The sequence below is a fragment of the Streptomyces sp. ME19-01-6 genome (genome assembly GCF_033793745.1).
In the GTDB taxonomy this organism is placed as follows: Bacteria; Actinomycetota; Actinomycetes; order Streptomycetales; family Streptomycetaceae; genus Streptomyces.
Genome location: NZ_JARAXF010000021.1, coordinates 88421 through 113196 on the forward strand (window position 1 = coordinate 88421; position 24776 = coordinate 113196).

Annotated in this window: 24 protein-coding genes and 1 pseudogene; 12 read left to right on the top strand and 13 right to left on the bottom strand. The window is 70.1% G+C overall.

Features of this window, described 5'->3' with window-relative positions; translation table 11 throughout:
* Positions 1-36 precede the first annotated feature (36 nt).
* Positions 37-1302: an ATP-binding protein gene (locus tag PV419_RS35525; protein ID WP_319696003.1), complete on the top strand. Its 1266-nt coding sequence runs from the start codon at positions 37-39 to the stop codon at positions 1300-1302.
* Between the two features lie 65 nt (positions 1303-1367).
* On the opposite strand, the gene PV419_RS35530 is transcribed toward PV419_RS35525, so the two are convergent.
* From PV419_RS35530 to PV419_RS35555, 6 genes are all read right to left on the bottom strand, one after another.
* Positions 1368-1877 carry a GtrA family protein gene (locus tag PV419_RS35530; RefSeq protein WP_319696005.1) on the bottom strand — a complete coding sequence of 170 codons (510 nt, stop codon included), beginning with the start codon at positions 1875-1877 and terminating at the stop codon, positions 1368-1370.
* Between the two features lie 108 nt (positions 1878-1985).
* The gene (locus PV419_RS35535) at positions 1986-2375 is read right to left on the bottom strand and encodes a hypothetical protein (RefSeq protein ID WP_319696006.1); all 390 of its coding nucleotides are present in this window, start codon (positions 2373-2375) and stop codon (positions 1986-1988) included.
* A 79-nt stretch (positions 2376-2454) separates the two neighbouring features.
* Complete coding sequence (locus tag PV419_RS35540; RefSeq protein ID WP_319696008.1) at positions 2455-3972, bottom strand: peptidoglycan-binding protein; 1518 nt, start codon at positions 3970-3972, stop codon at positions 2455-2457.
* A gap of 95 nt (positions 3973-4067) precedes the next feature.
* A complete protein-coding gene (locus PV419_RS35545) occupies positions 4068-4430 on the bottom strand; it encodes a hypothetical protein (RefSeq protein WP_319696009.1) in 363 nt (120 codons plus the stop codon).
* Positions 4431-4558: 128 nt separating this feature from the next.
* Positions 4559-5101, bottom strand: a complete 543-nt coding sequence (locus PV419_RS35550; protein WP_319696011.1) for a protease inhibitor I42 family protein — start codon at positions 5099-5101, stop codon at positions 4559-4561.
* 2 nt (positions 5102-5103) lie between these two features.
* Positions 5104-6666, bottom strand: coding sequence for a peptidoglycan-binding protein (locus PV419_RS35555; RefSeq protein WP_319696013.1), 1563 nt, complete (start codon positions 6664-6666; stop codon positions 5104-5106).
* Positions 6667-6860: 194 nt separating this feature from the next.
* Between PV419_RS35555 and PV419_RS35560 the strand changes: the two genes are divergently transcribed.
* The 3 genes from PV419_RS35560 (at position 6861) to PV419_RS35570 (ending at position 9830) form a co-directional block, all read left to right on the top strand.
* Positions 6861-8003, top strand: a complete 1143-nt coding sequence (locus PV419_RS35560) for a 5-(carboxyamino)imidazole ribonucleotide synthase (protein ID WP_415925450.1) — start codon at positions 6861-6863, stop codon at positions 8001-8003.
* Positions 8000-8533 carry a 5-(carboxyamino)imidazole ribonucleotide mutase gene (purE, locus tag PV419_RS35565; protein ID WP_319696016.1) on the top strand — a complete coding sequence of 178 codons (534 nt, stop codon included), beginning with the start codon at positions 8000-8002 and terminating at the stop codon, positions 8531-8533. Before PV419_RS35560 ends, purE begins: the two co-directional genes overlap by 4 nt.
* Before the next feature lie 100 nt (positions 8534-8633).
* Complete coding sequence (locus tag PV419_RS35570) at positions 8634-9830, top strand: dipeptidase (protein ID WP_319696018.1); 1197 nt, start codon at positions 8634-8636, stop codon at positions 9828-9830.
* Between the two features lie 63 nt (positions 9831-9893).
* On the opposite strand, the gene PV419_RS35575 is transcribed toward PV419_RS35570, so the two are convergent.
* Together PV419_RS35575 and PV419_RS35580 are read right to left on the bottom strand one after the other, a co-directional pair.
* Entirely contained in the window at positions 9894-10268 is a 375-nt protein-coding gene (locus PV419_RS35575) for a VOC family protein (protein WP_319696020.1), read from the bottom strand.
* 67 nt (positions 10269-10335) lie between these two features.
* Positions 10336-11676 (bottom strand): UDP-glucose/GDP-mannose dehydrogenase family protein, encoded by a 1341-nt coding sequence (locus PV419_RS35580; protein ID WP_319696022.1) that lies wholly within the window; start codon positions 11674-11676, stop codon positions 10336-10338.
* A 206-nt stretch (positions 11677-11882) separates the two neighbouring features.
* On the opposite strand from PV419_RS35580, the gene PV419_RS35585 reads away from it, so the two are divergent.
* Positions 11883-13055, top strand: coding sequence for an acyl-CoA dehydrogenase (locus PV419_RS35585; RefSeq protein ID WP_319696024.1), 1173 nt, complete (start codon positions 11883-11885; stop codon positions 13053-13055).
* 61 nt (positions 13056-13116) lie between these two features.
* On the opposite strand, the gene PV419_RS35590 is transcribed toward PV419_RS35585, so the two are convergent.
* Positions 13117-13641 carry a CGNR zinc finger domain-containing protein gene (locus tag PV419_RS35590; RefSeq protein WP_319696026.1) on the bottom strand — a complete coding sequence of 175 codons (525 nt, stop codon included), beginning with the start codon at positions 13639-13641 and terminating at the stop codon, positions 13117-13119.
* Positions 13642-13667: 26 nt separating this feature from the next.
* On the opposite strand from PV419_RS35590, the gene PV419_RS35595 reads away from it, so the two are divergent.
* The 4 genes from PV419_RS35595 (at position 13668) to PV419_RS35610 (ending at position 16797) form a co-directional block, all read left to right on the top strand.
* Positions 13668-14912: an MFS transporter gene (locus PV419_RS35595; RefSeq protein ID WP_319696028.1), complete on the top strand. Its 1245-nt coding sequence runs from the start codon at positions 13668-13670 to the stop codon at positions 14910-14912.
* A 231-nt stretch (positions 14913-15143) separates the two neighbouring features.
* Positions 15144-15698 (top strand): hypothetical protein, encoded by a 555-nt coding sequence (locus PV419_RS35600; RefSeq protein ID WP_319696030.1) that lies wholly within the window; start codon positions 15144-15146, stop codon positions 15696-15698.
* A 224-nt stretch (positions 15699-15922) separates the two neighbouring features.
* Positions 15923-16336 (top strand): hypothetical protein, encoded by a 414-nt coding sequence (locus tag PV419_RS35605; protein ID WP_319696031.1) that lies wholly within the window; start codon positions 15923-15925, stop codon positions 16334-16336.
* Between the two features lie 38 nt (positions 16337-16374).
* The gene (locus PV419_RS35610) at positions 16375-16797 is read left to right on the top strand and encodes a hypothetical protein (protein ID WP_319696033.1); all 423 of its coding nucleotides are present in this window, start codon (positions 16375-16377) and stop codon (positions 16795-16797) included.
* A 16-nt stretch (positions 16798-16813) separates the two neighbouring features.
* On the opposite strand, the gene PV419_RS35615 is transcribed toward PV419_RS35610, so the two are convergent.
* From PV419_RS35615 to PV419_RS35625, 3 genes and pseudogenes are all read right to left on the bottom strand, one after another.
* Positions 16814-17179: an MmcQ/YjbR family DNA-binding protein gene (locus PV419_RS35615; RefSeq protein WP_319696035.1), complete on the bottom strand. Its 366-nt coding sequence runs from the start codon at positions 17177-17179 to the stop codon at positions 16814-16816.
* A gap of 163 nt (positions 17180-17342) precedes the next feature.
* Complete coding sequence (locus PV419_RS35620; protein ID WP_319696037.1) at positions 17343-20063, bottom strand: hypothetical protein; 2721 nt, start codon at positions 20061-20063, stop codon at positions 17343-17345.
* Between the two features lie 115 nt (positions 20064-20178).
* A pseudogene (locus tag PV419_RS35625) lies at positions 20179-20924 on the bottom strand (phosphotransferase).
* A 103-nt stretch (positions 20925-21027) separates the two neighbouring features.
* Between PV419_RS35625 and PV419_RS35630 the strand changes: the two are divergent.
* Positions 21028-21942, top strand: a complete 915-nt coding sequence (locus PV419_RS35630; protein ID WP_319696043.1) for an ABC transporter ATP-binding protein — start codon at positions 21028-21030, stop codon at positions 21940-21942.
* Positions 21943-21970: 28 nt separating this feature from the next.
* Entirely contained in the window at positions 21971-22705 is a 735-nt protein-coding gene (locus tag PV419_RS35635) for an ABC transporter permease (protein ID WP_319696049.1), read from the top strand.
* A gap of 61 nt (positions 22706-22766) precedes the next feature.
* Here PV419_RS35635 and PV419_RS35640 read toward each other — a convergent pair whose 3' ends face one another.
* A complete protein-coding gene (locus PV419_RS35640) occupies positions 22767-24107 on the bottom strand; it encodes an LCP family protein (protein WP_319696053.1) in 1341 nt (446 codons plus the stop codon).
* A 107-nt stretch (positions 24108-24214) separates the two neighbouring features.
* Between PV419_RS35640 and PV419_RS35645 the strand changes: the two genes are divergently transcribed.
* Positions 24215-24763, top strand: a complete 549-nt coding sequence (locus tag PV419_RS35645; RefSeq protein ID WP_319696058.1) for an acyl-CoA thioesterase — start codon at positions 24215-24217, stop codon at positions 24761-24763.
* The last annotated feature ends 13 nt before the right edge of the window (positions 24764-24776 follow it).

Sequence of the window (24776 nt, forward strand, 5' to 3'; positions counted from 1 at the left end):
AAGCTGAGAGACATCTCGGCGTGACACGGTAGGGCTATGCGCCGTCGTTTGATCAATTCCACGCTCGCCGTGGTGCTCGTCGTCATCGCCGTCTTCGGCCTTTCCCTGGTCATCGTGGAGACCAGGACCATCGAGGACAGCGCCCAGGAGAGCGTCGACTCCGACGCGGTGCGCCTGGTCAGCATCGTCGACAGCAGACTGCTGGGCGGCGAGGGGGTGACGCCCACGGTGCTCCGCGAGCAGATCGAGCCCGGCCGCTACGCCGTGATCAAGATCCCGAACCACGATGTGGTGGAGATCGGCAAGCGCCCGACCGGCAGCGTGATCTCCTCGCAGGAGCGGGGCGAGCAGGGCGAGACGGTGCGGGTCGAGGCGTCGCGTTCGACGGTCAGCCGGGAGGTCGGCCGCACCATGCTGATCATCCTGGCGGTGGCGCTGCTCGCCGTGCTCGCCGCCGTCTTCCTCGCCGTACGGCAGGCACACCGGCTCTCCGCCCCGCTCACCGACCTCGCCGAGACCGCCGAGCGCCTGGGCTCGGGGGACCCGCGCCCCCGCCACCGGCGCTACGGGGTGCCGGAGCTGGACCGGGTCGCCGATGTGCTCGACGCGAGCGCGGAGCGCATCGCCCGGATGCTCACCGCCGAGCGCCGGCTGGCGGCCGACGCCTCGCACCAGCTGCGTACGCCGCTGACCGCGCTGTCCATGCGGCTGGAGGAGATCACGCTCACCGACGACCCGGAGACGGTCAAGGAGGAGGCCACGATCGCGCTGGCCCAGGTGGAGCGGCTCACCGATGTCGTTCAGCGCCTGCTGACCAACTCGCGGGACCCACGGACGGGCTCCGCCGTGGCCTTCGACCTGGACGAGGTGGTCAAGCAGCAGATCGAGGAGTGGCGCCCGGCCTCGCGCAGCGAGGGCCGCGCCATCGTGCGGTCGGGGAAGAAGGGGCTGCGGGCGGTCGGCACCCCGGGGGCCGTGGCCCAGGTGCTCGCCACGCTGATCGAGAACTCGCTGATGCACGGTGACGGCACGGTCGCGCTGCGCACCCGTGTCACCGGCAACCAGGCGGTGGTCGAGGTGTCCGACGAGGGGCCCGGTGTGCCGCCCGATCTCGGCGCGCGGGTCTTCGAGCGCACGGTCAGCGGGCGCAACTCCACGGGTCTCGGGCTCGCCGTCGCCCGCGATCTCGCGGAGGCGGACGGTGGCCGTCTGGAGCTGCTCCAGCAGCACCCGCCGGTCTTCGCGCTCTTCCTGAGCCGCGAGGGCGAGCCGGGCGGCACCGACGAGCAGACGGCTCCCTGAGGCTCCTCAGGCCCGCTGAGGCCCTCTGAGACGCCCTGCAGCCCGCCGGAGCCTCCTGCTGACGCCTACTTCCGGGCGGTCTGGTCGCGCGCCTCGGAGAGGAAGGACTCGGCGGTCTCCACGGCCTCCCGGGCGGGCAGCGCGCGGAACACCCACGTGCGGTAGGACCAGAACCGGAAGAGCGTGGCGATACCGATGCCGAGGAACTTGAACACGTTGTTCTGCAGTTGGCTGTCCCAGCCGAAGCCGTACGTCGCCGCGTAGAGAACGCCGTTCTCGATCACCAGGCCGACCGCGCTGAACAGCAGGAAGAGGGTCAGTTCCTTGGTGCGCCCCTGATTGTCGCGGTCCCGGTAGGTGAAGTACCGGTAGCCCAGGTAGTTGAAAAGGGTGGCGACGACGGTCGCCACGATGCTGGCTCGTACCGTGGGCAGTTCGCTGATGTGCTTGATCAGGTTGAAAACGCCCAGGTTGACGAAGACACCGGCGCCGCCGACGGCGCCGAACTTGAGGACCTCATGGGCGAGTTGGTCCACTCGTGCGCGCAGCCTGCCGATCGTGCGCTGTTCACTCATGGCGACTACTCAGCCCCGTCCGATCGGCATCGACAACTCCGCCCATGCTAACCAGCGGCCGGACAACCCGCCCGTCGGTATGGCGGAACCGGCCTTTTCTCACCGATCTCACACCTGCCCACCACGGGTGCGCACCCGCAGCTCAAGCACCGCGGCCACCGCCTCCAGCCACCGCGCCACGCTCTCGTCCCCCGCCACGCCCTTCGCCGCGGGCGCGGCCGCCTCCAGCCAGTCGCGCGCCAGCGCGCCTGCCTCGGCCCCGGGCAGCGGCTCCGGCAGCTCCGAGGCCATCCGGGTGCCACCGCGCCGCACCACCTCCCCGAGGTACGCCACCGACCGCGGCAGCACCCCCAGCCGCTCCGCCCCGAGCGCCGCGGCGATCGCCCCGTCCCCGAAGAGCGCGGTGCGGTGCGCGCCGCCGAACATCAGCCCGTAGCGGATCATCAGGGGGACGTCGAGGGCGAGCAGCTCCTCGTCGGTCATGTTCTGGTGTGTCATGAGGTCTCGCTCAATGTCGGCCGACCGGTCCGCAGACGGTCACCCGGTCGGTTTCCCGGTCGGCGACGGGTGGTGCTGGTCACTTCGGCAGACTGTATTCATAGGCGGTCGGCAGGCGCTTGTCCGAAGCCTTGTCCATGTGGTTGTTCACGAAGTCGTCCTCGCTGACCCAGGTGGTGAACCCCCAGGGGTTGTAGACCTCCAGCTTGTCGCCCTCGTGGCCCACGATCATCATCGCGTGCCCCACCGGGACCCGCTCCCCGTCGACGGTGTCGAACCCCTGGACACCGATCGGGACGGGCTTGCCCTCGTCCACCGCCTCCTCGATCAGCGGCAGGGCCTCGCGCCGGGAGTCCGCGGTGCGTACCTCGCGCTGCTCGTAGGTGGCGCCGGTGTGCGGGGCGATCTCGTCGTTGATGACCTTGTGTTTGCCCGTCAGGTCCATGCCGGCGTCGGGGAGGGGGCCGCCGTCGCCCTCCTTGTGGACCCGGATCTGCTCCTTGAGGAGCCGCTTCTCGAACGCGGCGGGGCTGTCGTACGCCGGGTCGCCGGGGTGCCCGCCGGTGGTCAGCCGCAGCGTGTAGACGGGGTCGACCAGGGCGCGGGCCGCGACGGTGGACGAGGCCACGCAGGTTCCGTTCTTGCCCTGCGTCCACTCCGCCCCCTTGGCGCCGGGGACATCGAATTCGGCCGCGGAGTCCACGCCGACCCTGGTGTCCCCGCTGGTGTGGAACGGCGCGAGGTGTTCGCGCAGCCAGGTCGCGTCCCGGCCGTGGATGTCCTCGCCGAAGGACCGCAGCGTCTTGATGTCGTATCCGGCGGCCAGGGCCTTCATCAGATACGCCCCCTCCTCCGGGGACTTGGCGCGGGAGACCAGCCGGTCGAACTCGGCCTGGTCTTGAGCGCTCAGCTTGTCCCTGAACTGCGCGGAGCGCTCCAGTTCGTTGGTGCTGAGGATCTCGTTGAGGTCCGCGGGGCCGCCCGGGTCCGCCGCGTCGGCGATGACCAGCCGGTCCGCGTCGGTGAGGCCGTCCGCGGTGACCTTCCGGGTCCGGGCCTGGGCGGCCAGCTTGCTGAGCTTCACCGCCGCCTTCTTCCCGCCGTCCTTGGCCCGGTCGTCCGCCTCGATCAGGTACGTGATGCCGTCGAGGGTGGCCTTCTTGGCTTCCAAGAGCTGTTCGCGGTCGTTGAAGAAGGGGCCGCACAGCGACTTCGCGTAGTCCAGCGCGACGCGCGCGTATTCGTCCGTCGCCTGCGCCGCTCCGATGTCTATGGCCAGTTGCCGCAGCACCGGCACGGCCTCCCGGAGCTTTTCGGCCGTCTCGTCGGTGGAGCGCGAGGCGGCGCCCACGACCTGGCTCGCCTTCTCCCCGGCCGTGCCCACCCACACCGCGGGCAGTCCGGCCTTCGCCACCTTCGCCAGGTCGCCCTGCGCGGACTCCAGGAGTTCCGCGGCCCGCGTGTAGCGCGCCGCGACGCCGTCGATGTGGTCCGGGTCACCGATGGGCGTCGGAGTGTCCCGTGCCTTGCCGATCGCGTCGGACAGCGCCAGGCAGAACGCGAACGTCGCGTCGTCCGAAAGCTTCAGGGCCTGCACGTGTTTGTGCAGTGTGTCCAGCTTCTGTCGCTTGGTCGGATCCTGTGACTCATGCTGCGTTTTGCTCTGCTGCCCGGCCATGTGCGCCCTGCCCCTCAGGAGTTCTGCGAGTAGCGGTCGATGGCGCTGAAGTCGCTCTTTCTGGCCAGATCGGTTCCGCGGTAGGCCTTCGAACTGACCCCGATCTTCTTCTGGAGCTCGCGCACGGCGCCTTCAAGGGTCTTGCACTCGGCGATCCAGGCGTCGGAGAAGTCGTTGAAGGCGGGCGCGGCCCCGTACTCGCCGAAGTGCATGAGGGCGGAGGGAAGTTCGAGGAGGCCGCCGAACCCGGGGAACCCGCCGTCGCCCTGCTCCAGCAGCCCCTTGGCCGACTGGATGTCATCGGCGGCGAGCCCCAGGCGCTCCCCCTGGCTGAGCGCGCCGCCGTGCTGGATGCCGAGGTCCTTGTTCTGTCCCATAAAGGCCTCCCCCGAGAAAGTAGACGCGGCGGGTCCGCGTCAAATACGGCCGAATCCTAACCATCGTGGCTGAGAGCGGGACGGGCAGGTCAGGGGAGTCGCTCCCGGGACGCCGGATCAGCCCACGGTCACCCGGTCACGGTCACCCGGTAGGTGACGGTGTGGGGAAGGTCGGGGGAGTAGCCGCCGGCGGACTTGTCCGTGCCGAAGGAGTTGGCGAGGACGATGTTGGTCTTTCCGGCCTTCAGCGCCTCGAAGGTGAAGTACTTGGTGTGGCCCCCGCCGACGAGTTCCTTCTCCCGGGCGGTCTGGTACGAGCTCTCACCGACCTTGCGCAGCACCGCAGCGGACGGGCCCGGCTTGGCCACGCTCCAGTCGGCGCGTGCGGAGATGTTCTGCCGCATGGCGATCGAGAACCGCTCGCCGCGCTTGACGGTGATCGGGCCCTCGGTGCGGTCAAGGTCCTTGGAGTCGGCCCGGTCCTGGTGGACCGTGCCGAGACCGGCGGGGACCGGGTCGGAGGATGACGAGGGGGAGGACGAGGGTGAGGTCGAGGACGACGAGGGGCCCGCGGACTTGGCGGGGGAGGCGTCGTCCGACTGGCAGCCCGCCGCGCCCAGCGCGAGGCAGGAGACGAGCAGGGCGGAGAGGCGGAGAGTGATTGTGCTCATGATCATTTCGGTACGGTGAGGGAGTAGGCTTCCGGGAAGTAACCGTTGTTCGTGTAACCCATCCTGTTGTGGATGAAGTCGTCCTCGCTGATCCAGGTGGTGGTGCCCCACGGGTTGTAGACCTGGAGTCTGTCGCCCTCGTGCCCGACGATCATCATCGCGTGGGAGCCGGTGGAGCCCCTGACGGCGACCTGGACGGGCAGGCCGTTGTCGAGCTGCCTCTCGACGTCGACCAGGGACGCGCGACGGTCCTCGGCGTTGTACATCTGCCGCGTGGAGTACTCCGTACCGGTGCGGGCGCCCAACTCGGGGTTGTCGAGGTATTTTTCCCGTTCGGCCCAGGTTATGCCGCCGCCGTCGGGGAGCGGATCGCCGCCGGCCGCGTAGTGGGCGCGGTGTTGCTCATCCCGCAGGCGCTCGCGGAACGCGTCGGGGTTGTCGTACTTGGGGTCGCCGGGATGGCCGCCGGTCGTGAGCTGGAAGGCGTACAAGGGGTCGATCATCGCCCGGGCGTTGAGGGTGGACGAGGCGACGCACGTCCCGTCCCCGCCCTGGGTCCACTTGGCGCCCTGGTAGGTCACCTGGTTGGTACCGGCGTCGGTGCTCTGGATGACGACAGGGGTGAGGCGGTCGCTCAGCCACTGCGGCGACTGGCCGTGGATCTGCTGGGCGAAGCGGTCGATCTCCTTCAGACCGTGTCCTGCGGCCAGGGCCTTCATCAGATACGCCCGCTCCTGCGGGGACTTGGCGGAGGACAGCAGCCGGTCGAACTCCGCCTTGTCGTGCGCGCTCATCTTGTCCATGAACTCGGAGGAGCGCCCCAGTTCGTTGGCGGTGAGGATCTCATTGAGGTCGGCGGGGCCGCCGGGGGCGGCGGCGTCGGCGAGAACGAGCTGGTCGGCGTCGGTGAGCCCGTCGGCGGTGACCTTCCGGGCCCGGGCCTCGGACGCCAGCTTGGTGAGCGCCTTCTGGGCCTCGATGCCGGCCGCCTTGGCCTGGCCGGCGGCCTCGCTCATGTAGGAGACGCCGTCGAGGATGGCGGTCTTGGCCTCGCGCAGCTCGTCGGGCGGCATGATGAAGTCGCCGTTGTTCAGGATCGACGCCGCCACCTCGAGCGCGGTGAGCCCGTAGTCGTGCCTCGCCTGGGCCTTGCCGATGCCCATGGAGAGGGCCTTCAGCACGGGTACGGCCTCCTGGAACTTCTGGGCCATCTGATCGGCCGAGTACGAGGCGGCGCTGATGACCTCGCTCGCCTTCGCCCCGGCGGTGCCCACCCACACGGCGGGCAGCCCGTCCTTGGCGACCTTCCGCAGATCGCCCTGAGCCCTGTCCACAATCGCGGCCGCTTTGCCGTAGCGCGCCGCGACGCCGTCGATGTGGTCCGGGCTGCCGTGCGGGGCGGAGAACTCCCGCGCCTCGGTGATCGCGCCGGCCAGGTCGTTGCGAACCCTCATCTGATCGTCGAATGAATCGGGGTCCACCTGGATCGCCTGGACGCGCTTGTGCAGCTTGTTCAGCCCGTCCTGGTTGTCGGTGAACTTCTCTCTCAGCCTGCCCGTCGTCATTCGGCTTCCCCCTGAGGACGCGCGCGGCAGGTTCACGTCGAACCTTGCTCGTCAGGTCCATGTCGAATGCACGCAGATCATAACGTCGTGGAGGCACATCCAATAGATCTGCCGAGGCGGGCCCCGGATACGCTCCCCGAGGGCCGCCTGGCCGGGAAGCTACCCTTGTGGGCGTGACATTCCCGGTAGTCGGCATGGTCGGCGGCGGCCAGCTCGCCCGTATGACCCACGAGGCGGGCATCCCCCTCGGCATCAGGTTCAAGCTGCTCAGTGACACCCGCCAGGACTCGGCGGCCCAGGTGGTCAGCGACGTCGTGGTGGGCGACTACCGCGACCTGGAGACCCTTCGTGCTTTCGCACAAGGCTGTGACGTGGTCACCTTCGACCACGAGCACGTTCCGGCCGAGCATCTGCGCGCCCTGGAGGCGGACGGCGTCGTCATCCGCCCCGGCGTCGAGGCGCTGCTGCACGCCCAGGACAAGGGCGTGATGCGGGAGCGGCTGCGCGCGGCCGGGGTGCCCTGCCCCCGCCACCGCATCGTGGCCGACCCCGCCGACGTCGAGCGGTTCGCCGCCGAAGGGCTGGGTGGGGCGGCGGGAGAAAGCACAGGCTTTCCAGTCGTCCTGAAGACGGTGCGCGGCGGGTACGACGGCAAGGGGGTGTGGGTCGTCGGCGACGCCGAGGAGGCGGCCGAGCCCTTCCGCGCCGGGGTGCCGGTCCTCGCCGAGGAGAAGGTCGACTTCGCCCGCGAGCTCGCCGCCAATGTCGTACGGTCCCCGCACGGCCAGGCCGTCGCCTACCCCGTCGTCGAGTCGATCCAGGTGAACGGGGTCTGCGACACCGTGATCGCCCCGGCCCCCGGGCTGTCCGACGGGCTGTCCGGGCAGGCCCAGGAGATGGCGCTGAAGATCGCGGCGGAGCTCGGGGTCGTCGGCCATCTCGCGGTCGAGCTCTTCGAGACCCGGGACGGGCGGCTGCTGGTCAATGAGCTGGCGATGCGCCCGCACAATTCCGGCCACTGGACCCAGGACGGCGCCGTCACCTCCCAGTTCGCCAACCATGTGCGCGCCGTGCTCGACCTGCCGCTCGGCGACCCGCGCCCGCGCGCCACATGGACCGTGATGACCAATGTGCTCGGTGGCGACTTCCCCGACATGTACACCGCGTATCTGCACTGCATGGCGCGCGACCCGGCCCTGAAGATCCATATGTACGGCAAGGATGTGAAGCCCGGCCGCAAGGTCGGCCACGTCAACACCTACGGCGACGACCTGGCCGACGTGCGCGAGCGCGGCCGCCACGCCGCCGACTACCTCCGAGGGACCATCACCGAATGAGCAGCCCCAGCGCCCCCGTCGTCGGCATCGTCATGGGTTCCGACTCCGACTGGCCCGTGATGGAGGAGGCGGCGAAGGCCCTCGACGAGTTCGAGATCCCCTACGAGGTGGATGTCGTCTCCGCCCACCGCATGCCGCGCGAGATGGTCGCGTACGGCGAGAACGCGGCGCCCCGCGGCCTCAAGTCGATCATCGCGGGCGCCGGCGGCGCCGCCCACCTCCCGGGCATGCTGGCCTCCGTCACCCCGCTGCCGGTGATCGGCGTGCCGGTCCCGCTGAAGTACCTGGACGGGATGGACTCGCTGCTGTCGATCGTCCAGATGCCCGCGGGCGTGCCCGTGGCCACCGTCTCCGTCGGCGGCGCCCGCAACGCCGGGCTGCTGGCCGCCCGCATGCTGGCCGCCCACGACCCCGAACTGCTCGCCCGGATGCGTGACTTCCAGGAGGAGCTGAACGAGCAGGCGACGCAGAAGGGCAAGCGGCTGCGGGCCAAGGTGGACAGCGCGGGGTCGTTCGGCTTCGGGAAGTAGCGGGAGGGGCGCACGAGGCGACGGGGGCATGCGAGGTACGCGGGACGCGTCGGACCGTGGCCCCCGTGACTTGGGCCGGGCCTCGTAAGAGGATGGGGGAATGACCGACCGACTCGCGCAAGCCCGTGCACTGCTGGCCGCCCACCCCGTCGTCGACGGCCACAACGACCTCCCGTGGGCCCTGCGCGAGCAGGTCCGCTACGACCTCGACCGGCGCGATATCGCCCTCGACCAGCGCGCCCACCTGCACACCGACATCCCCCGGCTGCGGGAGGGCGGCGTGGGCGCGCAGTTCTGGTCCGTCTACGTACCCTCGCGCCTCAGCGGCGACGCCGCGGTCAGCGCCACCCTCGAACAGATCGACGCGGTACGCCGGCTCGCCGACCGCTACGGCTCCGACCTGCGGCTCGCCCACACCGCCGCCGACATGGAGGCGGCGCGGGCCGAGGGCCGGATCGCCTCCCTCATGGGCGCGGAGGGTGGCCACAGCATCAACTGCTCACTCGCCACCCTGCGCGCGCTGTACGAACTGGGTGTGCGCTATATGACGCTCACCCACAACGACAACACCCCGTGGGCGGACTCGGCGACCGACGAGCCGCGCGCCCATGGCCTCACCCGCTTCGGTGAGGAGGTCGTCCGGGAGATGAACCGGCTCGGCATGCTCGTCGACCTCTCGCACGTCTCGGCGGACACCATGCGGGACGCTCTGCGGGTGACCGACGCCCCCGTCGTCTTCTCGCACTCCTCGGCGCGCGCCGTATGCGACCACCCGCGCAACATCCCGGACGACGTGCTCGCCCAGCTGCCCGCCAACGGCGGTGTGGCGATGGTCACGTTCGTCCCGAAGTTCGTGCTGCCGGAGGCCGTGGCGTGGACGCGGGCGGCGGAGGAGAACCTGCGCGCCCACGGCCTGGACCCGCTGGCCACCACGCCCGAGGCCATAAAGGTCCACCAGGCGTACGAGGAGGCCAACCCCCGCCCGGTGGCCACGGCCGCCACCGTCGCCGACCACCTCGACCACATGCGGGAGGTGGCGGGCATCGACCACCTCGGCATCGGCGGCGACTACGACGGCACGCCCTTCGTCCCCGAGGACCTCGCGGATGTCGCGGGCTATCCGAACCTGATCGCCGAGCTGCTGGAGCGCCACTGGTCCGAGGCCGACCTGGCCAAGCTGACCTGGCAGAACGCGGTGCGGGTGGTGCGTGACGCGGAGGCGGTGGCGCGGGATCTCAGCGCCCATCGGGGGCCCTCCCTCGCCACGATCGACGAGCTGGACGCCGCGGGTGACTGACGCCGGGGACGCCTGACCCCGGCGTCAGTCACGGCCCTCACTCAGGGCTCTCACTCAGGGCCCTCACTCACGGCACAGGCAGAAGGGGTGTCCGGCGGGGTCCGCATAGACGCGGAAGTCCCGCTTCCCGCCCTGGTCGTCGGTGTCCAGAGCCCGTGCCCCGAGTGCCAGCACCCGATCCTCCGCCTCGGCGATGTCGCAGGTGACGTTCAGATCGAGGTGCAGCTGCTGCGAGGAGCCCTCGCCCGGCCAGCTCGGCGGCACCAGGCCGGGCGCCTCCTGGAACGCCAGCCGGACGCCGCCCTGCGTCCCGATCAGATCCACCCACCGCTCGCCCTCGCCCTTGATCTCCCCGCCGACGATCTGCTGGTAGAAGCGGGCGAGCGCGGTCGGGTCGGGGGCGTCGAGCGCGACGACATTCACAAAGGCGACGGTCATGGCTCCTCCGTAGGCCGGGAGCCGTACGGGTTGACAGGGGGAGCCGCCGCAAACCTCCGGGAGGTGGTCAGGCCGTGGGGCGGCCCAGCGCCCGGTAGGTCCAGCCGGCCTCGCGCCACCGCTCCGGGTCGAGCGCGTTGCGCCCGTCCAGGATCCGGCGCTCCGCGACGGCCCCGCCCAGCGCCGCCGGGTCCAGCTCACGGAACTCGGCCCACTCGGTCAGATGCAGCACCGCGTGCGCGCCCCGCGCGGCCTCCAGCGCGCTGGGGGCGTAGGCGAGGGTCGGGAAGAGGGCTCGCGCGTTGTCCATGCCCTTGGGGTCGAAGACGGTGACCTGGGCGCCCTGGAGGTGGATCTGGCCGGCGACGTTGAGCGCGGGGGAGTCCCGTACGTCATCCGAGTCCGGCTTGAAAGTCGCCCCCAGCACCGCGACGCGCTTGCCGAGGAAGCTGCCGCCGACGGCCTCGCGGGCCAGCTCGACCATGTGGCCGCGCCGCCGCATGTTGATCGAGTCGACCTCGCGCAGGAAGGTCAGCGCCTGGTCCGCGCCGAGCTCGCCGGCGCGCGCCATGAAGGCCCGGATGTCCTTGGGCAGACAGCCGCCGCCGAAGCCGATCCCGGCCCGCAGGAACTTCTTCCCGATCCGCTCGTCGTGGCCGATGGCCTCGGCGAGCTTGACCACATCGCCGTCCGACGCCTCGCAGACCTCGGCCATGGCGTTGATGAACGAGATCTTGGTCGCGAGGAAGGAGTTCGCCGCGGTCTTCACCAGCTCGGCGGTCGGGTAGTCGGTGACGACGAAGGGCGAGCCCTCGGCGAGCGGCGTCCCGTACACCTCGCGGAGCTGCTTCTCGGCCCGCTCGCTCGTCACACCGACCACGATGCGGTCCGGGTGCAGGGTGTCCTGCACGGCGAAGCCCTCGCGCAGGAACTCCGGGTTCCACGCCAGCTCGGCGTCCGCCCCCGCCGGGGCCAGCTCCGCCAGCCGGGCCGCGAGCCGGACCGCGCTGCCGACGGGGACGGTGGACTTGCCCACCACCAGGGCCGGACGGCGCAGATGAGGGGCGAGCGAATCGACGGCGGCGTCGACGTAACTCATGTCGCACGCGTACTCGCCGTGCTTCTGCGGAGTGTTCACGCAGACGAAGTGGATGTCGCCGAACTCGCCGACCTCCTCGTAGGAGGTGGTGAAGCGCAGCCGCCCGGTGGATCCCTCGAACCCCGCGACATGCCGCCGCAGCAGCTCCTCCAGACCCGGCTCGTACATCGGCGCCCTGCCCGCCGTGAGCGTCTCGATCTTCTCGGGGACGACGTCCAGGCCAAGCACCTCGAAGCCGAGCTCGGCCATGGCCGCGGCGTGTGTGGCGCCCAGGTAGCCGGTGCCGATCACGGTGATCTTGAGGGCCATGCGTGCTCCTGTAGGCGTGCGGGCGGGATGCGCTGCATGAGCATAGTCGCGCCCACGCGCGAGTTCCGATCCGCTGCCCTTCTCCCCGCCCCCGCCCTGCCGTTTCCTGCCGTCCGCTGTCGGCAAAGTCACCTGTACCTGCTTCAAAGGGCGCTCTAGAATTCAGTTACTTAACGGTAGTTAGCACTCAGGGGAGTGAGAAGATCTTGGCGGGATCCGTGGACTTCGACCTGTACCGGCCGCTGGAGGAGCACGACATGCTCCGCGAGTCGGTGCGCTCGCTCGCCGAGGCGAAGATCGCCCCCCATGCGGCAGAGGTCGACGAGGAGGGCCGATTCCCTCAGGAGGCGCTGGACGCCCTGGTCGCCAATGACCTGCACGCGGTGCACGTACCCGAGTCGTACGGCGGCGCGGGCGCGGACGCCCTCGCGACCGTGATCGTCATCGAGGAGGTCGCCCGCGTCTGCGCGTCCTCCTCCCTGATTCCGGCCGTCAACAAGCTGGGCTCCCTCCCGGTGATCCTCTCCGGCTCCGAGGAGCTGAAGAAGAGGTACCTGGCGCCGCTGGCCAAGGGCGACGCGATGTTCTCGTACTGCCTGAGCGAGCCGGACGCGGGCTCCGACGCGGCCGGCATGAAGACCAAGGCCGTGCGCGACGGCGACCACTACGTCCTCAACGGCGTCAAGCGCTGGATCACCAACGCCGGGGTCTCCGAGTACTACACCGTCATGGCCGTGACCGACCCCGAGAAGCGCTCCAAGGGCATATCCGCCTTCGTCGTCGAGAAGTCCGACCCCGGCGTCTCCTTCGGCGCCCCCGAGAAGAAGCTCGGCATCAAGGGCTCCCCGACCCGCGAGGTCTACCTCGACAACGTCCGCATCCCCGCCGACCGCATGATCGGCCCCGAGGGCACCGGCTTCGCCACCGCCATGAAGACCCTCGACCACACCCGCATCACCATCGCCGCCCAGGCCCTCGGCATCGCCCAGGGCGCCCTCGACTACGCCAAGGGCTATGTCCAGGAGCGCAAGCAGTTCGGCAAGCCCATCGCCGACTTCCAGGGCATCCAGTTCATGCTCGCCGACATGGCCATGAAGCTCGAGGCCGCCCGCCAGCTCACGTACGCGGCCGCCGCCAAGTCCGAGCGCGTTGCCGCCGGAGGTGAGAAGGAGGCCCTGACCTTCTTCGGCGCGGCGGCCAAGTGCTACGCGTCCGATGCCGCCATGGAGATCACCACCGACGCCGTCCAACTCCTCGGCGGCTACGGCTACACCCGCGACTACCCGGTGGAGCGCATGATGCGCGACGCCAAGATCACCCAGATTTATGAGGGCACGAATCAGGTTCAGCGGATCGTGATGGCGAGGAACCTTCCCTAACGGCCGCTGACCCGCACATACAACACAGCCCCCGGCGCGATGCCGGGGGCTGTTCAGCTGGTCAGGTGACCGCGGCCCGCGCCCGGTGCCTGCGGACGGCGTCGCGGTTGGCGCAGCGCTGCGAGCAGTAGCGCTGCCGTCCGGTGCGCGAGGTGTCGGCGAAGGCCCTGTCGCACTCGGTCACCTCGCAGCGCCGCAGCCGGTGCATGCCCCGGCCCGCCAGATGCAGCGCGGTACCGACCGCGAACAGCGTGAACAGTACGGAGCCGAGCGGCTGTTCCGCGTCCCGGTAGTGCAGATGCCAGCCGGTACCGGGGTGGGAGGTCAGCCGCGGGTAGGCCGCGGCCTCGGCCAGCATCCGGTTCAGCAGATCGGCGCGCTCCTGCTCCCCGGCGGCGTCGACGATCCTCTCCCACGCGTTCAGTGCGGCCTGGGCGTGGCCGAGATCGTCCGCTGTCACCGGGCGCTCCAGCATGAGCCCGGCGGCGCGGCAGCGGTCTGCCAGCTCATCCGCGCTCTCAGGCCGGCGGTTGGCCAGGTCCGCGGCCAGGTTCACCGCATCCTCGCCGTAAGGGTTGAGCAGCATAAGACCATTACAACACTGTGGTCGCCATGACACAACAAACCGCCGGACGCGCCGGATCCCAGGCCCGCGACCCATGGCGCTATCGCTGGTTCGTGCTGGGCATCGCCACCTTCACCCAGGCCGCGTCCGGCTTCTTCGTGGGCGGCATCGGAGCGCTCGGCGTCCACCTTCAGCGCGCCCTGGACCTGAGCACGGCGCAGCTGGGTCTGCTGGTCTCGGCGGCCCAGCTCGTGCCGCTGGCCGGGCTGCTGGTGGCCGGCGAGCTGCTGGACCGCTACAGCGAGCGCTGGGTGGTCGGGATCGGGGCCGGCGTGGTCGCGCTGGCTCTGGGCGCGGGGAGCCTGGCGCCGGGATACCCGGCCCTGCTGGTCGCACTGCTGGTGGTCGGCACGGGATACAGCACCGTCCAGCCGGGCGGGAGCAAGTCGGTGGCTTCCTGGTTCGACCCGTCACAGCGCGGCTTCGCGATGGGCATCAGGCAGGCCGGGCTGCCGCTGGGGGCGGCGCTCGCCTCGGCCGTACTCCCGCTCGTCGCCGAGGAGTTCGGCTGGCGGGCGACACTGCTGACCGGCGGCGTTGTCGCGCTGCTCGGAGCCGGCCTCTTCATGGGCTGCTACCGTCGCCCGCCCGCACTGCCCGCCCCGCAGGTCAAGGAGGCGTCGGACCCGCTCGCGGCACAGCTCCGCGCCCGGCTACGCATGCTCCGTGAACCGTCCACGGCGAAGATCATGCTGTCGGGGACCAGCCTGATCTCGGTGCAGTACGGCGTGGGCATCCTGACGGTGCTCCACCTCAACAAGGTGTCCTCGGTCGGCGCCGGGCAGGCGGCCCTGATCCTGGTGGCGTCCCAGGGTGCGGGCGTCGCGGGCCGGATATGCCTGGCGGCCTGGAGCGACCGGAGCGGGTCCGGGCGCTATGCCATCGTGCTGGTCTGCATGGTCGCCGTGATCGCCGGGCTGGCCGTGCTGATGACACCGGCCGGGCGGGTACCGGTCGTCGCTTCCGGCGTCTTCGTCTGGCTCGGCTTCTTCGGATTCGGCTGGTACGGCCCGTGGGTCACCTACGTCACCGAAGCGGCCCCACCGGGCAAGACCGGCTTCGCCCTGGGGCTGGCCATGTCCGTCAACCAGATCGCCATCGTCACGGTGCCGCCCGTGCTCGGCCTGCTGACCGACCTCACCAGCAGCTTCACCCCCGCCTGGGCACTGCTGTCCCTGCTGACCGTCGTCGCCCTGGCGGTCACGGCGGAGGCGGAACGCCGCACCCACTGACGCGTCTCGGACCATCGACCCTTCACGCGCAGCCCCGAGGCGCTGGACGACCGCTGCCAGTACCCCGCACCTGCGTTGATGCTCCCGAGGGCGGGGCGCACGGGGCAGGCGATCACGGTTGACGGGACAGGAAACCGGGGCAGGGTTCCCGTAGGACGGATACGACGGCCTGTCAGCCCCTGTTCGGGGCGTGCGGGCCGTTCGTCTGACAAGATCCCTGCCGTGTCGAACATGTCATTCACGTACACGCGCATAGGCAGGGTCCTGCACGAGATCGGCATGATCTCCGAGGAGAAGAAGCGCAGCACCCTCGAAGAGGCCGCCAACTACGCGAACGTCGAGGTGGACCACTACGAGGCGGCCAGTGCCCTCGAAGACTTCGGCGTGGCGGTCTCGGTCCACGCCGACGACATCGACTCCATCCACGACGACTACGCGGACCTGCTGGACGAGGCCGTCGAGGTCGCCGGCGGCAAAGTCACCATCACCAACGTCCGGCTCGTCGAGGGCGAAGGCGATCTGGAGGACGGCCGCGTCGATCATCTGGAGTTCGAACGGAACGGCGAGCCCGTGACCATCTGCGCCGAGCACTACGCGGACGACTACTACGACCAGGGGGCGGCCTGCGAGGCCATCGCCGAGACCGCCGCTGACGACGACCCCCGGTCATGGCGCAACCTCGACTTCGAACGCAAGCCGCACCGCGGCTACGACAGCATCATGGTCCTCGCCACGCCCGAGCAGGCCGAGGCACTGCATGAGCACCTGGGTTTCACCTTCCCCTGAGGCGGCGCCTGATCGGTTCCGTAACTGAGAGATCAGGTTTTTAGGTTTTTCACGCCGCGCACGATCAGCGTTCCGATGTGTCCCTGGGGCGGCCGGGGGGTTGGGAGAAGACCGAGAAGGCATCGCGGCGCCTCCTGGGCGGGGCGGTTCATGTCGCGGAACCGGCCGTCGTTCCCGGTCGTCGAAGCGCCGCACGATACGGGACTCAAGGGGCGGGGGCAGCTGTGGGCAGAGTTCGCGCGGGGGCGCTGGTGTTGATGCTGGCGCTGGGGGGCGTGGCGTGCGGCGGCGGTGGGGGCTCGTCGGAGGAGCCGCCCGCCGAGAAGCGGCTGAAGGCCCGGAAGTCGGAAGGGGATGGGGAGGTGGGCCCGAAGCATCCGAAGGTGCAGGTGGCGTACCCGTACGACCTCTACTCCCACTGTGGCATCGAGTGGGCGGACTTCGGCGGCAAGACCTGGAAGATCTCCGGGGGCGGCCCCAGCATCAGCACGCGGGTCGAGGGCGATGCCCCGGAAGGGGGCAACGCCACGCCGGGCTATATGACGCTGCTGTCGAAGGACGAGGCGGTGTTCGAGGCGGCGGACTTCCCGCCGGTGTACTTCAAGGCGACGATGGAGACTCCGCCCCCCTGCAAGTGACGGTCACAGGGGCGGAAACTGAAGGGGGAGGAGCAGCTGTGGGCAGAGTTCGCGCGGGGGTGCTGGTGTTGATGCTGGCGCTGGGCGGGGTGGCGTGCGGCGGGGGTGGGGGCTCGTCGGAGGAGCCGCCCGCCGAGAAGCGGCTGAAGGCGCGGAAGCTGGACAAGGACGGGGAGCGCTGGGAACAGGGGCCGAAGCACCCGAAGGTGCAGGTGGCGTACCCATACGACATGTACACCCACTGTGGCATCGAGTGGGCGGACTTCGGCGGCAAGACCTGGAAGATCTCGGGGGTCGGCCCCAGCATCAGCAAGCGGGTCGAGGGCGACATCCCGGAAGGGGACACCGTCGGCGCGGGCTATATGACGCTGCTGTCGAAGGACGAGGCGGTGTTCGAGGCGGCGGACTTCCCGCCGGTGTACTTCAAGGCGACGAAGGAGACCCCGCCTCGGTGCGACTGACGCCTCGGCGAAGGCCTCAGGCGCGGTCGAGGCGGAGGCGCTCGGCTCGTGGCAGGCCCGCGACCACCAGGTCGTAGGAGTCCTCGATGAGCTCCCGGACCAGCTGGTCCGGGAGCTCGGCGTCGGCCGTCACCGTGTTCCAGTGGCGCTTGTTCATGTGCCACCCCGGAACGATCAGTTCCGGGTGTTCGGCGCGGAGGCGGAGCGCCTGCTCCGGGTCGCACTTCAGGTTGACCGTGAGGGGGCGCGCTTCCAGGGTCGTCAGGGCGAACATCTTGCCGCGCACCTTGTAGACCGAGACTTCCGGGACTCTGGGGAAGGGGAACTCCTCCACAGCCGCGTTGAAGGAGAGGCAGAAGGAGCGAAGCTGTGCGGGGGTCACTTGAGATTCTCCTCGTGCTCGACGGACGGCCCGTGCGGCAGCGGACGGGCTCGGTCCGGCCGTTGTGGAAGGCGTTGCCGTCGCCGGTGGGGCGACCGCTGTGTGGCGAGCAGGTCGTAGCCGCCTTCGGGAGCGTCGTTCGACGCTTCGGCACCACGATCGCTCACCAGGTCTCGGCGTCCACACCCGTGGTGGCGATCCGCAGCGCGCTGAACGCCACGTAGGGGCGGTCGTCGGAGCTGATACCGCCGTGGGACGGCATCGGCACCGCCGGGAGCAGGTCGAGCACCGCACTGAGGTGGCGGCACTCCGCAGCCTGCCGGATCAGGTCGGCGGTCGGCCCCCGGCGTTTGGCCGGCGGGATGCGGGCGACCTCCTCGTAGCGCCGGCCGAGCCGCTGGACGTCGTCGTCACCGGGCAAGTCCGGCCGACCGCCCGCGGCGTTCCGTTCGGCGACGCGAAGGTCGTCCTCGACCCAGAGGTTCTCGCGGTCGGCCCAGTCCCGCAGCAGCCGCGGCCGGCCGTGCTCGGCGAGGAGCCTCACCACGGAGTGCGAGCCGAACCAGTTGTTGGCGCAGCGCAGGATCGCCTCGGCAAGATCGGCCCGGCCTTTGCGCAGCACGTAGCCGAGGAAGGGAACACCGGCAACGTGGCCGGGGTCGCCGGTGCCCTCGTCCAGCAGCGCCCGCGCCTGTGCATCGCGCCCGCACTCCATCTGCGCCCACACCACCGGAAGCCGGTGCTCCCACGAACCGCCCTCCGCACGGATCGCCGCCCGTGCCCGGTCGAACCACCGGTCAGCGCGCTCCTGCTCGCCCAGCGCCGCACAGGCGCCGCCGACGGCGCCCAACGCACGAGCCCGCGAGCCCCACATCATCGCGTCCCACAGGGCCTCCTCCCCGAGGGATTCACAGGCCGCCTCGTGATCGGAGAACAGCGAGCGGGCGTCGTCCGGCAGCCCCGCCCCCGCCAGGATCATGGCGGCCTCGGCGGCCAGGTACGCCCTGCGGCCCTTTGGGCACGCCTCGATCAGCCACCTGGCTCCGTCCGGCTCGCCGCGCCGGGCCCGGATCAGGGCCGCGCCGTGGAGTGCCTCGCCGGACCATGGGTTCTGGACGTTGCCGTACTCCGCGACCGCTTTGAGGAATGCCTGGAACAGGTCGTCCACGGTGGCGGTGTTCGGAGGCGGCCATCCCCGTGGGCCGGACGCCGGCATCGTCCGGCCGCGGAACGGCTCCAAGTACTCCCGCAGTGGCTCGGGCACCCGCTCGGCGGCGGCGGGCGCGTCCGGAACGACGTCCAGCCCGCCCCAGTGGACCGGCCAGGCGAAGCGCCGGTCGACGGCCCAGGTGAGCGTCGCGCCCAGGTCCTCCTCCCGGCCGGGAGGAGCGATCACCACGCCGATCGGGAACGCGACCGCCCATGTCTCCTCGTCCAGCGCGAAGGTGGGATTGGGCTCGGGGTACATGTCCTCGCCCCAGTCCTCGCCCTCGATCGCCAGGGGGCGCGGCGCGGGCGGCTGCCGGAGCAGCGTGAAGTCACCGATCACCTCGCCGGAGTCGGCGCGCAGGAAGCGCAGAATTTTCTGCCCCAGCGCCACGAGCACGCCGTCGGCCCCCCAGAGCACGCCTGCCGCCCCCTTGGGCGCGGCAAAGGCGTGGAGCCGCTCACCCCGCTCCTCGCCCAGCGACCAGATCTCGATCCGGTCCCCGACGGTGAGGCACGCGGCACGGTCGCCGTCCGGCTCCCACGCCCATGTCCGGGCGTCCAGATCAGGGGCCGGTTCCCGCACGGCCACGTCCAGGTCGTAGCGATGCTCTCCGGTCGGGTCCACGATCCCGACGCGTGGAGTGTCGGCGTGCGAGCTCGCGGGGACGACGACGGCGAGCCGCGGGCCCCACGACATGAAGAGCGACAGGTACGACTCATCGCGGTATCCGGGCGTCTCGGCCACCGGCCTGCCGGTCAGCGCGTCCGCGATGACCAGTGCGCCGCCCCGGTGATAGGCGACCAGACGCTCGTCCCGGCTCCACTCGGCGGACGGCCATCGGCTGATCCGGTCGGCCTCGGTGAGCCAGGAGACCTGCCCCGAGGCGACGTCGATCGAGCAGACCCGCCCGTCGTGCAGGTTCCCGTACACCCGCGTCCCGTCCCGGGACCAGACCGGCCGGTCGAGGACGAAACTTTCGTCTTCCTCCTCGTCTTCGTCCTCCTCTTCCTCTTCCTCTTCCTCATCGTTCACCGCCGGTACCGTCGTGGTCTCCAGACTGGAGAACTCCACGATCGAGCCATAGGTCTCGGAGGTCTCGTCCATGACGTACGCGCGCAGCCCGTCGGGCGAGAGCGCGAACGGGTCGGGACGGCCGTTGCAGGTAAGGCGGACGGTCGCGATCGGCTCGGTGTCGGCACCGAAGGGGTCCCAGACGCCCACGTTGCTGGCCTGGTACTCCACGGCCAGCCGGGTCTCGTCGGCCGACCACTCCAACATCTCGTCGTAGCCGGGCCAGCCGATCCCGCCCACGATCCGGTCGATGACGTTGACGCACCGTCCGGTGGGGACCTCCCAGATCTGCAGGGTCGCACCGGCCTCGTAGTCCTCGCCGCCGAAGTCGCCGACCGCGAGGTACCGGCCGGACGGGCTGAGCGCCTGCGCGGTGATCCCGACCCGGTGCACGTCGGGGTGGCGCAGCAGCGCGCGCTTTCTGACGTGCTCGGTCGCGATCCGGTGCGCCTCGGTGACGCCGTGGACGCGTTCCCACTCGGCGAGCGCCGAGCGCAGCGGCGGCAGGTCCCGCTCGGGTTCGAACGCGTTCCAGTCCGCCGCGCGCAACGCCCGCGCGAATGCCGGCGGCCCGGCCCCGGGCCCCGGGAAGTCGATCTCCATGACCGGCGATCGTAGGGGGTGCCACCGACAACCGCCTGTGCCGTCTACAACTTCCGTCACTACTTCGGACCCAGCCGGAGCCCGGCTACTCCTACCGCACCGAAACAGCAGGTGCTCAGCGGTAGCCGGTCAGGCCGTCCGCCAGCTCTTCCTCGTCGCCGTCGCGGACGGCGTAGAGGGCCTGCTGGAGGGCGAAGGTGCCGCGGATCGCGGAGATACGGTCGGCCAGGCCGCTGTCCGGCCGGCCGCCGAGGGCGAGCACCCGGCTCAGCATGTCCTCGCCGTGGCCGGCGCCGATGGCCGCGAGGTCCTCGGCGGGGTCGCCGAGCGCGGCCTCGTCCCAGTCGACCACGCCGCTGAGCCTCGGCCGCCGTACGACATGAGCGGGAACAACTCGGCGCGGACGCCTGCCGCGAACTCCTGCCACTGGTCCCGTGGCGTGTGCGGCAGCGCCGCCCGTATCTGCTCGTGGGTCCCGGCCGTGGCCAGCGCCGTCAGCAGCGCGGCGTATTGCGTCGCCGCCGACTCCGCCGTGGCGGGGTCCCGGAGGGCGTCGCTCGCCAGCGGCGCCCCGGGGATGCGGGCGAGCACCAGGAACGGCGGTTCGCCGGCATCCGGGGCGCCGCCCTCGGCCAGGGGCTCCGGTGTGCAAAAGCCCAGGTCGAGTCGGGCGAGCGCGCGCAGTACGGCCGCCCGCCGGGGCAGCCGGGCGGCTGCCGCGGCGGTACGGGGCAGGCATACGACGCGGTCCGAGCCGAGCACCACATGGTGGAACTGCCCTTCGCGGACGGCGAGTTCATCCGGTGGATCGTCGGGCAGCAGCCGGCTGAGCAGTGCCTGCCGCGTCTGAAGGAGTCCCATGGCGCGTGGATTTTAGTCGATCATGGCAAAGGGTTGAACTGTTGATATTCGGTGGAGCTGCTAGCATCCGGTCTAAATTTTTTCACGGGGTGAGGGGGTCGGGATGGGTGAGCGCCAGGTCGTTTATGAAATCAGCGGCGTCACCAAGAGATTTGCCGGTGCCGACCGGGCGGCGAACGACGATATTTCGTTCACCATCGAGCAGGGTGAGTTCTTCGGTATGCTCGGCAGCAATGGCGCCGGCAAAACCACCCTGATCAAACAGATGGTGGGACTGCTGAAGAGCGGCTCGGGCTCCATCCGGCTGCTGGGCAGGGACGTACTCGCCGACCCCGTGTTCACCAGCATGCGGGTGTCGTACATGCCCCAGAACGCCTTCGCCCTCAACAGCCTGACGACCTCCGAGGCGATCTACGTCACGGCGCATCTGAGGGGGCTCGGGCGGCGGGAGGCCAGGCGTCGCCGGGATGAGCTCATCGAGCGGCTGGACCTCGGGGCGATGCGGGACAAGGCCGCCCAGCGGATGTCCGGCGGGCAGCGCAGGCTGCTGCAGCTGGCGGTGGCGCTGGCAGCCGATCTGCCCGTGCTGATCCTCGACGAGCCGACGAACGAGCTGGATCCGGCGCGCCGGCGCATGGTCTGGGACCTGCTGCGCGAGCTCAACCATCAACAAGGCCGGACCATCGTCCTGATCACACACAACGCCCTCGAGGCCGAGCAGGTGATCGAGCGGGTGGGCATCCTCCGTGAGGGCAGGCTGGTGGCGGTGGGGCGGCCGGCGGAGCTGAAGAGCGGGCTGGCCAAGACGCTGAGCGTGCATCTGACCCTGCGTGACGGGATGTCCGCCGAGCTGCCCGACTATCTCCTGGTGCAGAGCCGGCACCGGGGCAAGGTGGTCGCGCAGGTCTCCCGTACGGATGTCGCGCGGCTGACCTCCGACCTCGATCTCGATGAATTCCTGGAATTCCGCCTGCAGTCCAAGACGCTAGAAGAAGTGTATTTTGAATACGGAAATTGACCGCGCGCCGCTCCCGTTTCACCGTGCGGTGTGGATCCTGTTTCTGGTGCAGCTGTCCAACTGGCGTTGGTCCTGGCGGGCCATGGTGATCACCGGAATGGTGGCGCCCACGCTCAGCCTGGCCGCGATGGGGGTTTTCGCCAAGGACTCGGGCGGCCAGGCGGTGCATCAGGTGTTCGTCGGCAGCCTGACGCTGGCGCTGCTTTTCGAGACGCAGAACAAGGTCGCCGCCAACTTCGCGTTCATGAAGTTCAACGACGCCTTCGACTTCTACGCCGCGCTGCCGGTGCGGCCCCAGGCCCTGATCGTCGCCACGGCGGCCGCGTTCACCTTGTTGGCGCTGCCCGCGCTGGTGTGCACCACGCTGTTCGGCGTGCTGATCCTCGGGCTGAAGGTCAGCCTGTCGCCGCTGGTCGTTCCGGTGCTGCTCGCCGTGGTGCTGCCGTTCGTCGGCATCGGCGCGTGGGTCGGGAGCCGGGCGAAGAGCCTGGACGAGGCCGGTTCGCTGAGCCTGCTGTCCGTGCTGGCCATGGTCTCGCTCGGGCCGGTGGCGGTCCCGGCCCATCTGCTGCCGGACTTCATGGTCTGGATCGGCTGGGCGAACCCCGCCTTCTACGCCTCTTCGCTGCTGCGGCAGGTGTTCTTCGGCCCGGTCGGCGGCACGACCGTCGTCTACTTCGGTGTGCTGCTCGGTTATCTGCTTCTCGTGTGGGTGCTGACCAGCAAGCGGATAGCCGGATTCGGCGGGGCGGCGGAGTCATGACCCACTGACAGCGGAGCGGCTGCCGCGCCCGGACCGGGTACGGCAGCCGCTCACAGATGCCTCAGTTGCTGGAGACGGTCACCTTCTCGTCGTTCTTCAGCTCCTTCGTCAGCTGCTTGACCTTCGGCATGTCCCACTGGACCGCGCTGCCCTTGGGGGTGGACAGGCCGGGGTTGGAGACGGGCATGTTCATCTGCTTGCCGTCACCGCCGGAGACGCTCTTCATCGCGAAGAACATGTCCTTCACGTCCCACAGGCTCATGTCCTTGTCGACGATCAGCGAGTCCAGGCCCGCGCCCATGGTCGGGTAGAGCTTGAAGGGGTTGAGGACGGTGCTCGGCGTGGCGGCCTTGTTGGCCAGCGCGGACAGGAACTTCTGCTGGTTCTTGGTGCGGTCCAGGTCACCGCCGGCCAGGCCGTAGCGCTGACGTACAAAGGCGAGCGCCTCCTCGCCGTTCAGCGTCTGCTTGCCCTTCTTCAGGTCGGTGCCGGCGTGCTTCTCCCTCATGTCCTGCGGGACGTCGATCTCGACGCCGCCCACCGAGTCGACGATCTTGGCGAAGCCGTCGAAGCCGATCTCCGCGTAGTGGTCGATGTGCAGGCCGGTGTTGTACTCGACCGTGCGGACCAGCAGCTCGGGGCCGGCCATCGAGAAGGAGGCGTTCAGCTTGTTCTGCGAGGGCTGGTAGCGCTTGCCGGTGTCCGGGCCGGTGAAGGCCGGGATGGTGACCCAGGAGTCACGGGGCAGGCTGACCATGGTGTTCCCGTTGTCACCGACGTGCAGAATGATGATCGAGTCCGTGCGGCGGCCGTCGGCGGAGCCGGTGTGCAGCTTCTTCTTCTCCTCGGCGGACAGCCCCTCGCGGCTGTCCGAGCCGACGATCAGGTAGTTGGTGCCCTTTCCGCCCTCAGGCCGGTCCTCGACCTTGCTGAGGTCGACCTCGCGCCGCAGCTTGGAGTCGGCCCAGAAGTATGTGCCGACGCCCACCGCGAGCAGCAGCACGATAAAGGTGATCAGGCCGATGGTTATGCGGCGCTTCCAGTTCTTGGGCCGGGCCGCGCGCGGGGCGCCGCCGGGTCCGCCGTGGCCACCCGAATCGCCCGGGCCGCCGGGTCCGCCCGCGCCGCGGCCGTAGACCTGACCGGTGTTGTAGCCGTCGTCGGCGTCGCCGTACTCGTCGAAGCCCTGGGACGCCTGCTGCCGCTGCTGGTGCGGGACGGGCCCGCGCGGCGACAGATCAGGCGGGAGCGGCGGCTCGGCCTGGCGCGGCGGGCCGCCGACGCCCTGGCCCGCGCGCCGCACATGCGGCATGGCGCGGGCGCCTTCCGGTTCGGCGCTGCCGCTGCCGCTGCCGTACCGGTCCCTGCGGTCGCTCGTCCACCCGTCGGGCCAATCATTCATGCAGGGAAGTGTGCCTGCCCGGGCCGGTCGCCTTATAGGGCGGGTGCCGGATCGGGGCACGGCTGTTGCAGACCTGATAAGAATCCGCCCGGCATAAGGTTGAGGCCATGACCATTCAGGCCGCGAATCCGGAGTCAGATATTCCGGGTAAGCCCACCTCCGCCGCACGCATCACCCTCTCCCACATCATGACCGGCAGCGACACCAATCTCCTCGGCACGGTGCACGGCGGCGTGATCATGAAATTGGTCGATGATGCGGCAGGGGCGGTCGCCGGGCGCCACTCCGAGGGCCCCGCCGTCACGGCCTCGATGGACGAGATGGCCTTCCTGGAGCCGGTCCGGGTCGGGGACCTCGTCCATGTGAAGGCCCAGGTGAACTGGACCGGGCGGTCCTCGATGGAGATCGGGGTGCGGGTCATGGCCGAGCGGTGGAACGAGTCCACGCCCGCGACCCAGGTCGGCAGTGCCTATCTGGTCTTCGCGGCCGTCGACGCCGACGGCAAGCCGCGGTCCGTGCCGCCGGTCATACCGGAGACCGAGCGGGACAAGCGGCGATACGAGGAGGCCCAGATCCGGCGTACCCACCGGCTCGCCCGGCGCCGCGCGATCAAGGAGCTGCGCGCCCAGCGGGCCGCGGAGGGCATCGAGGACTGAGGCGGGGCCCACG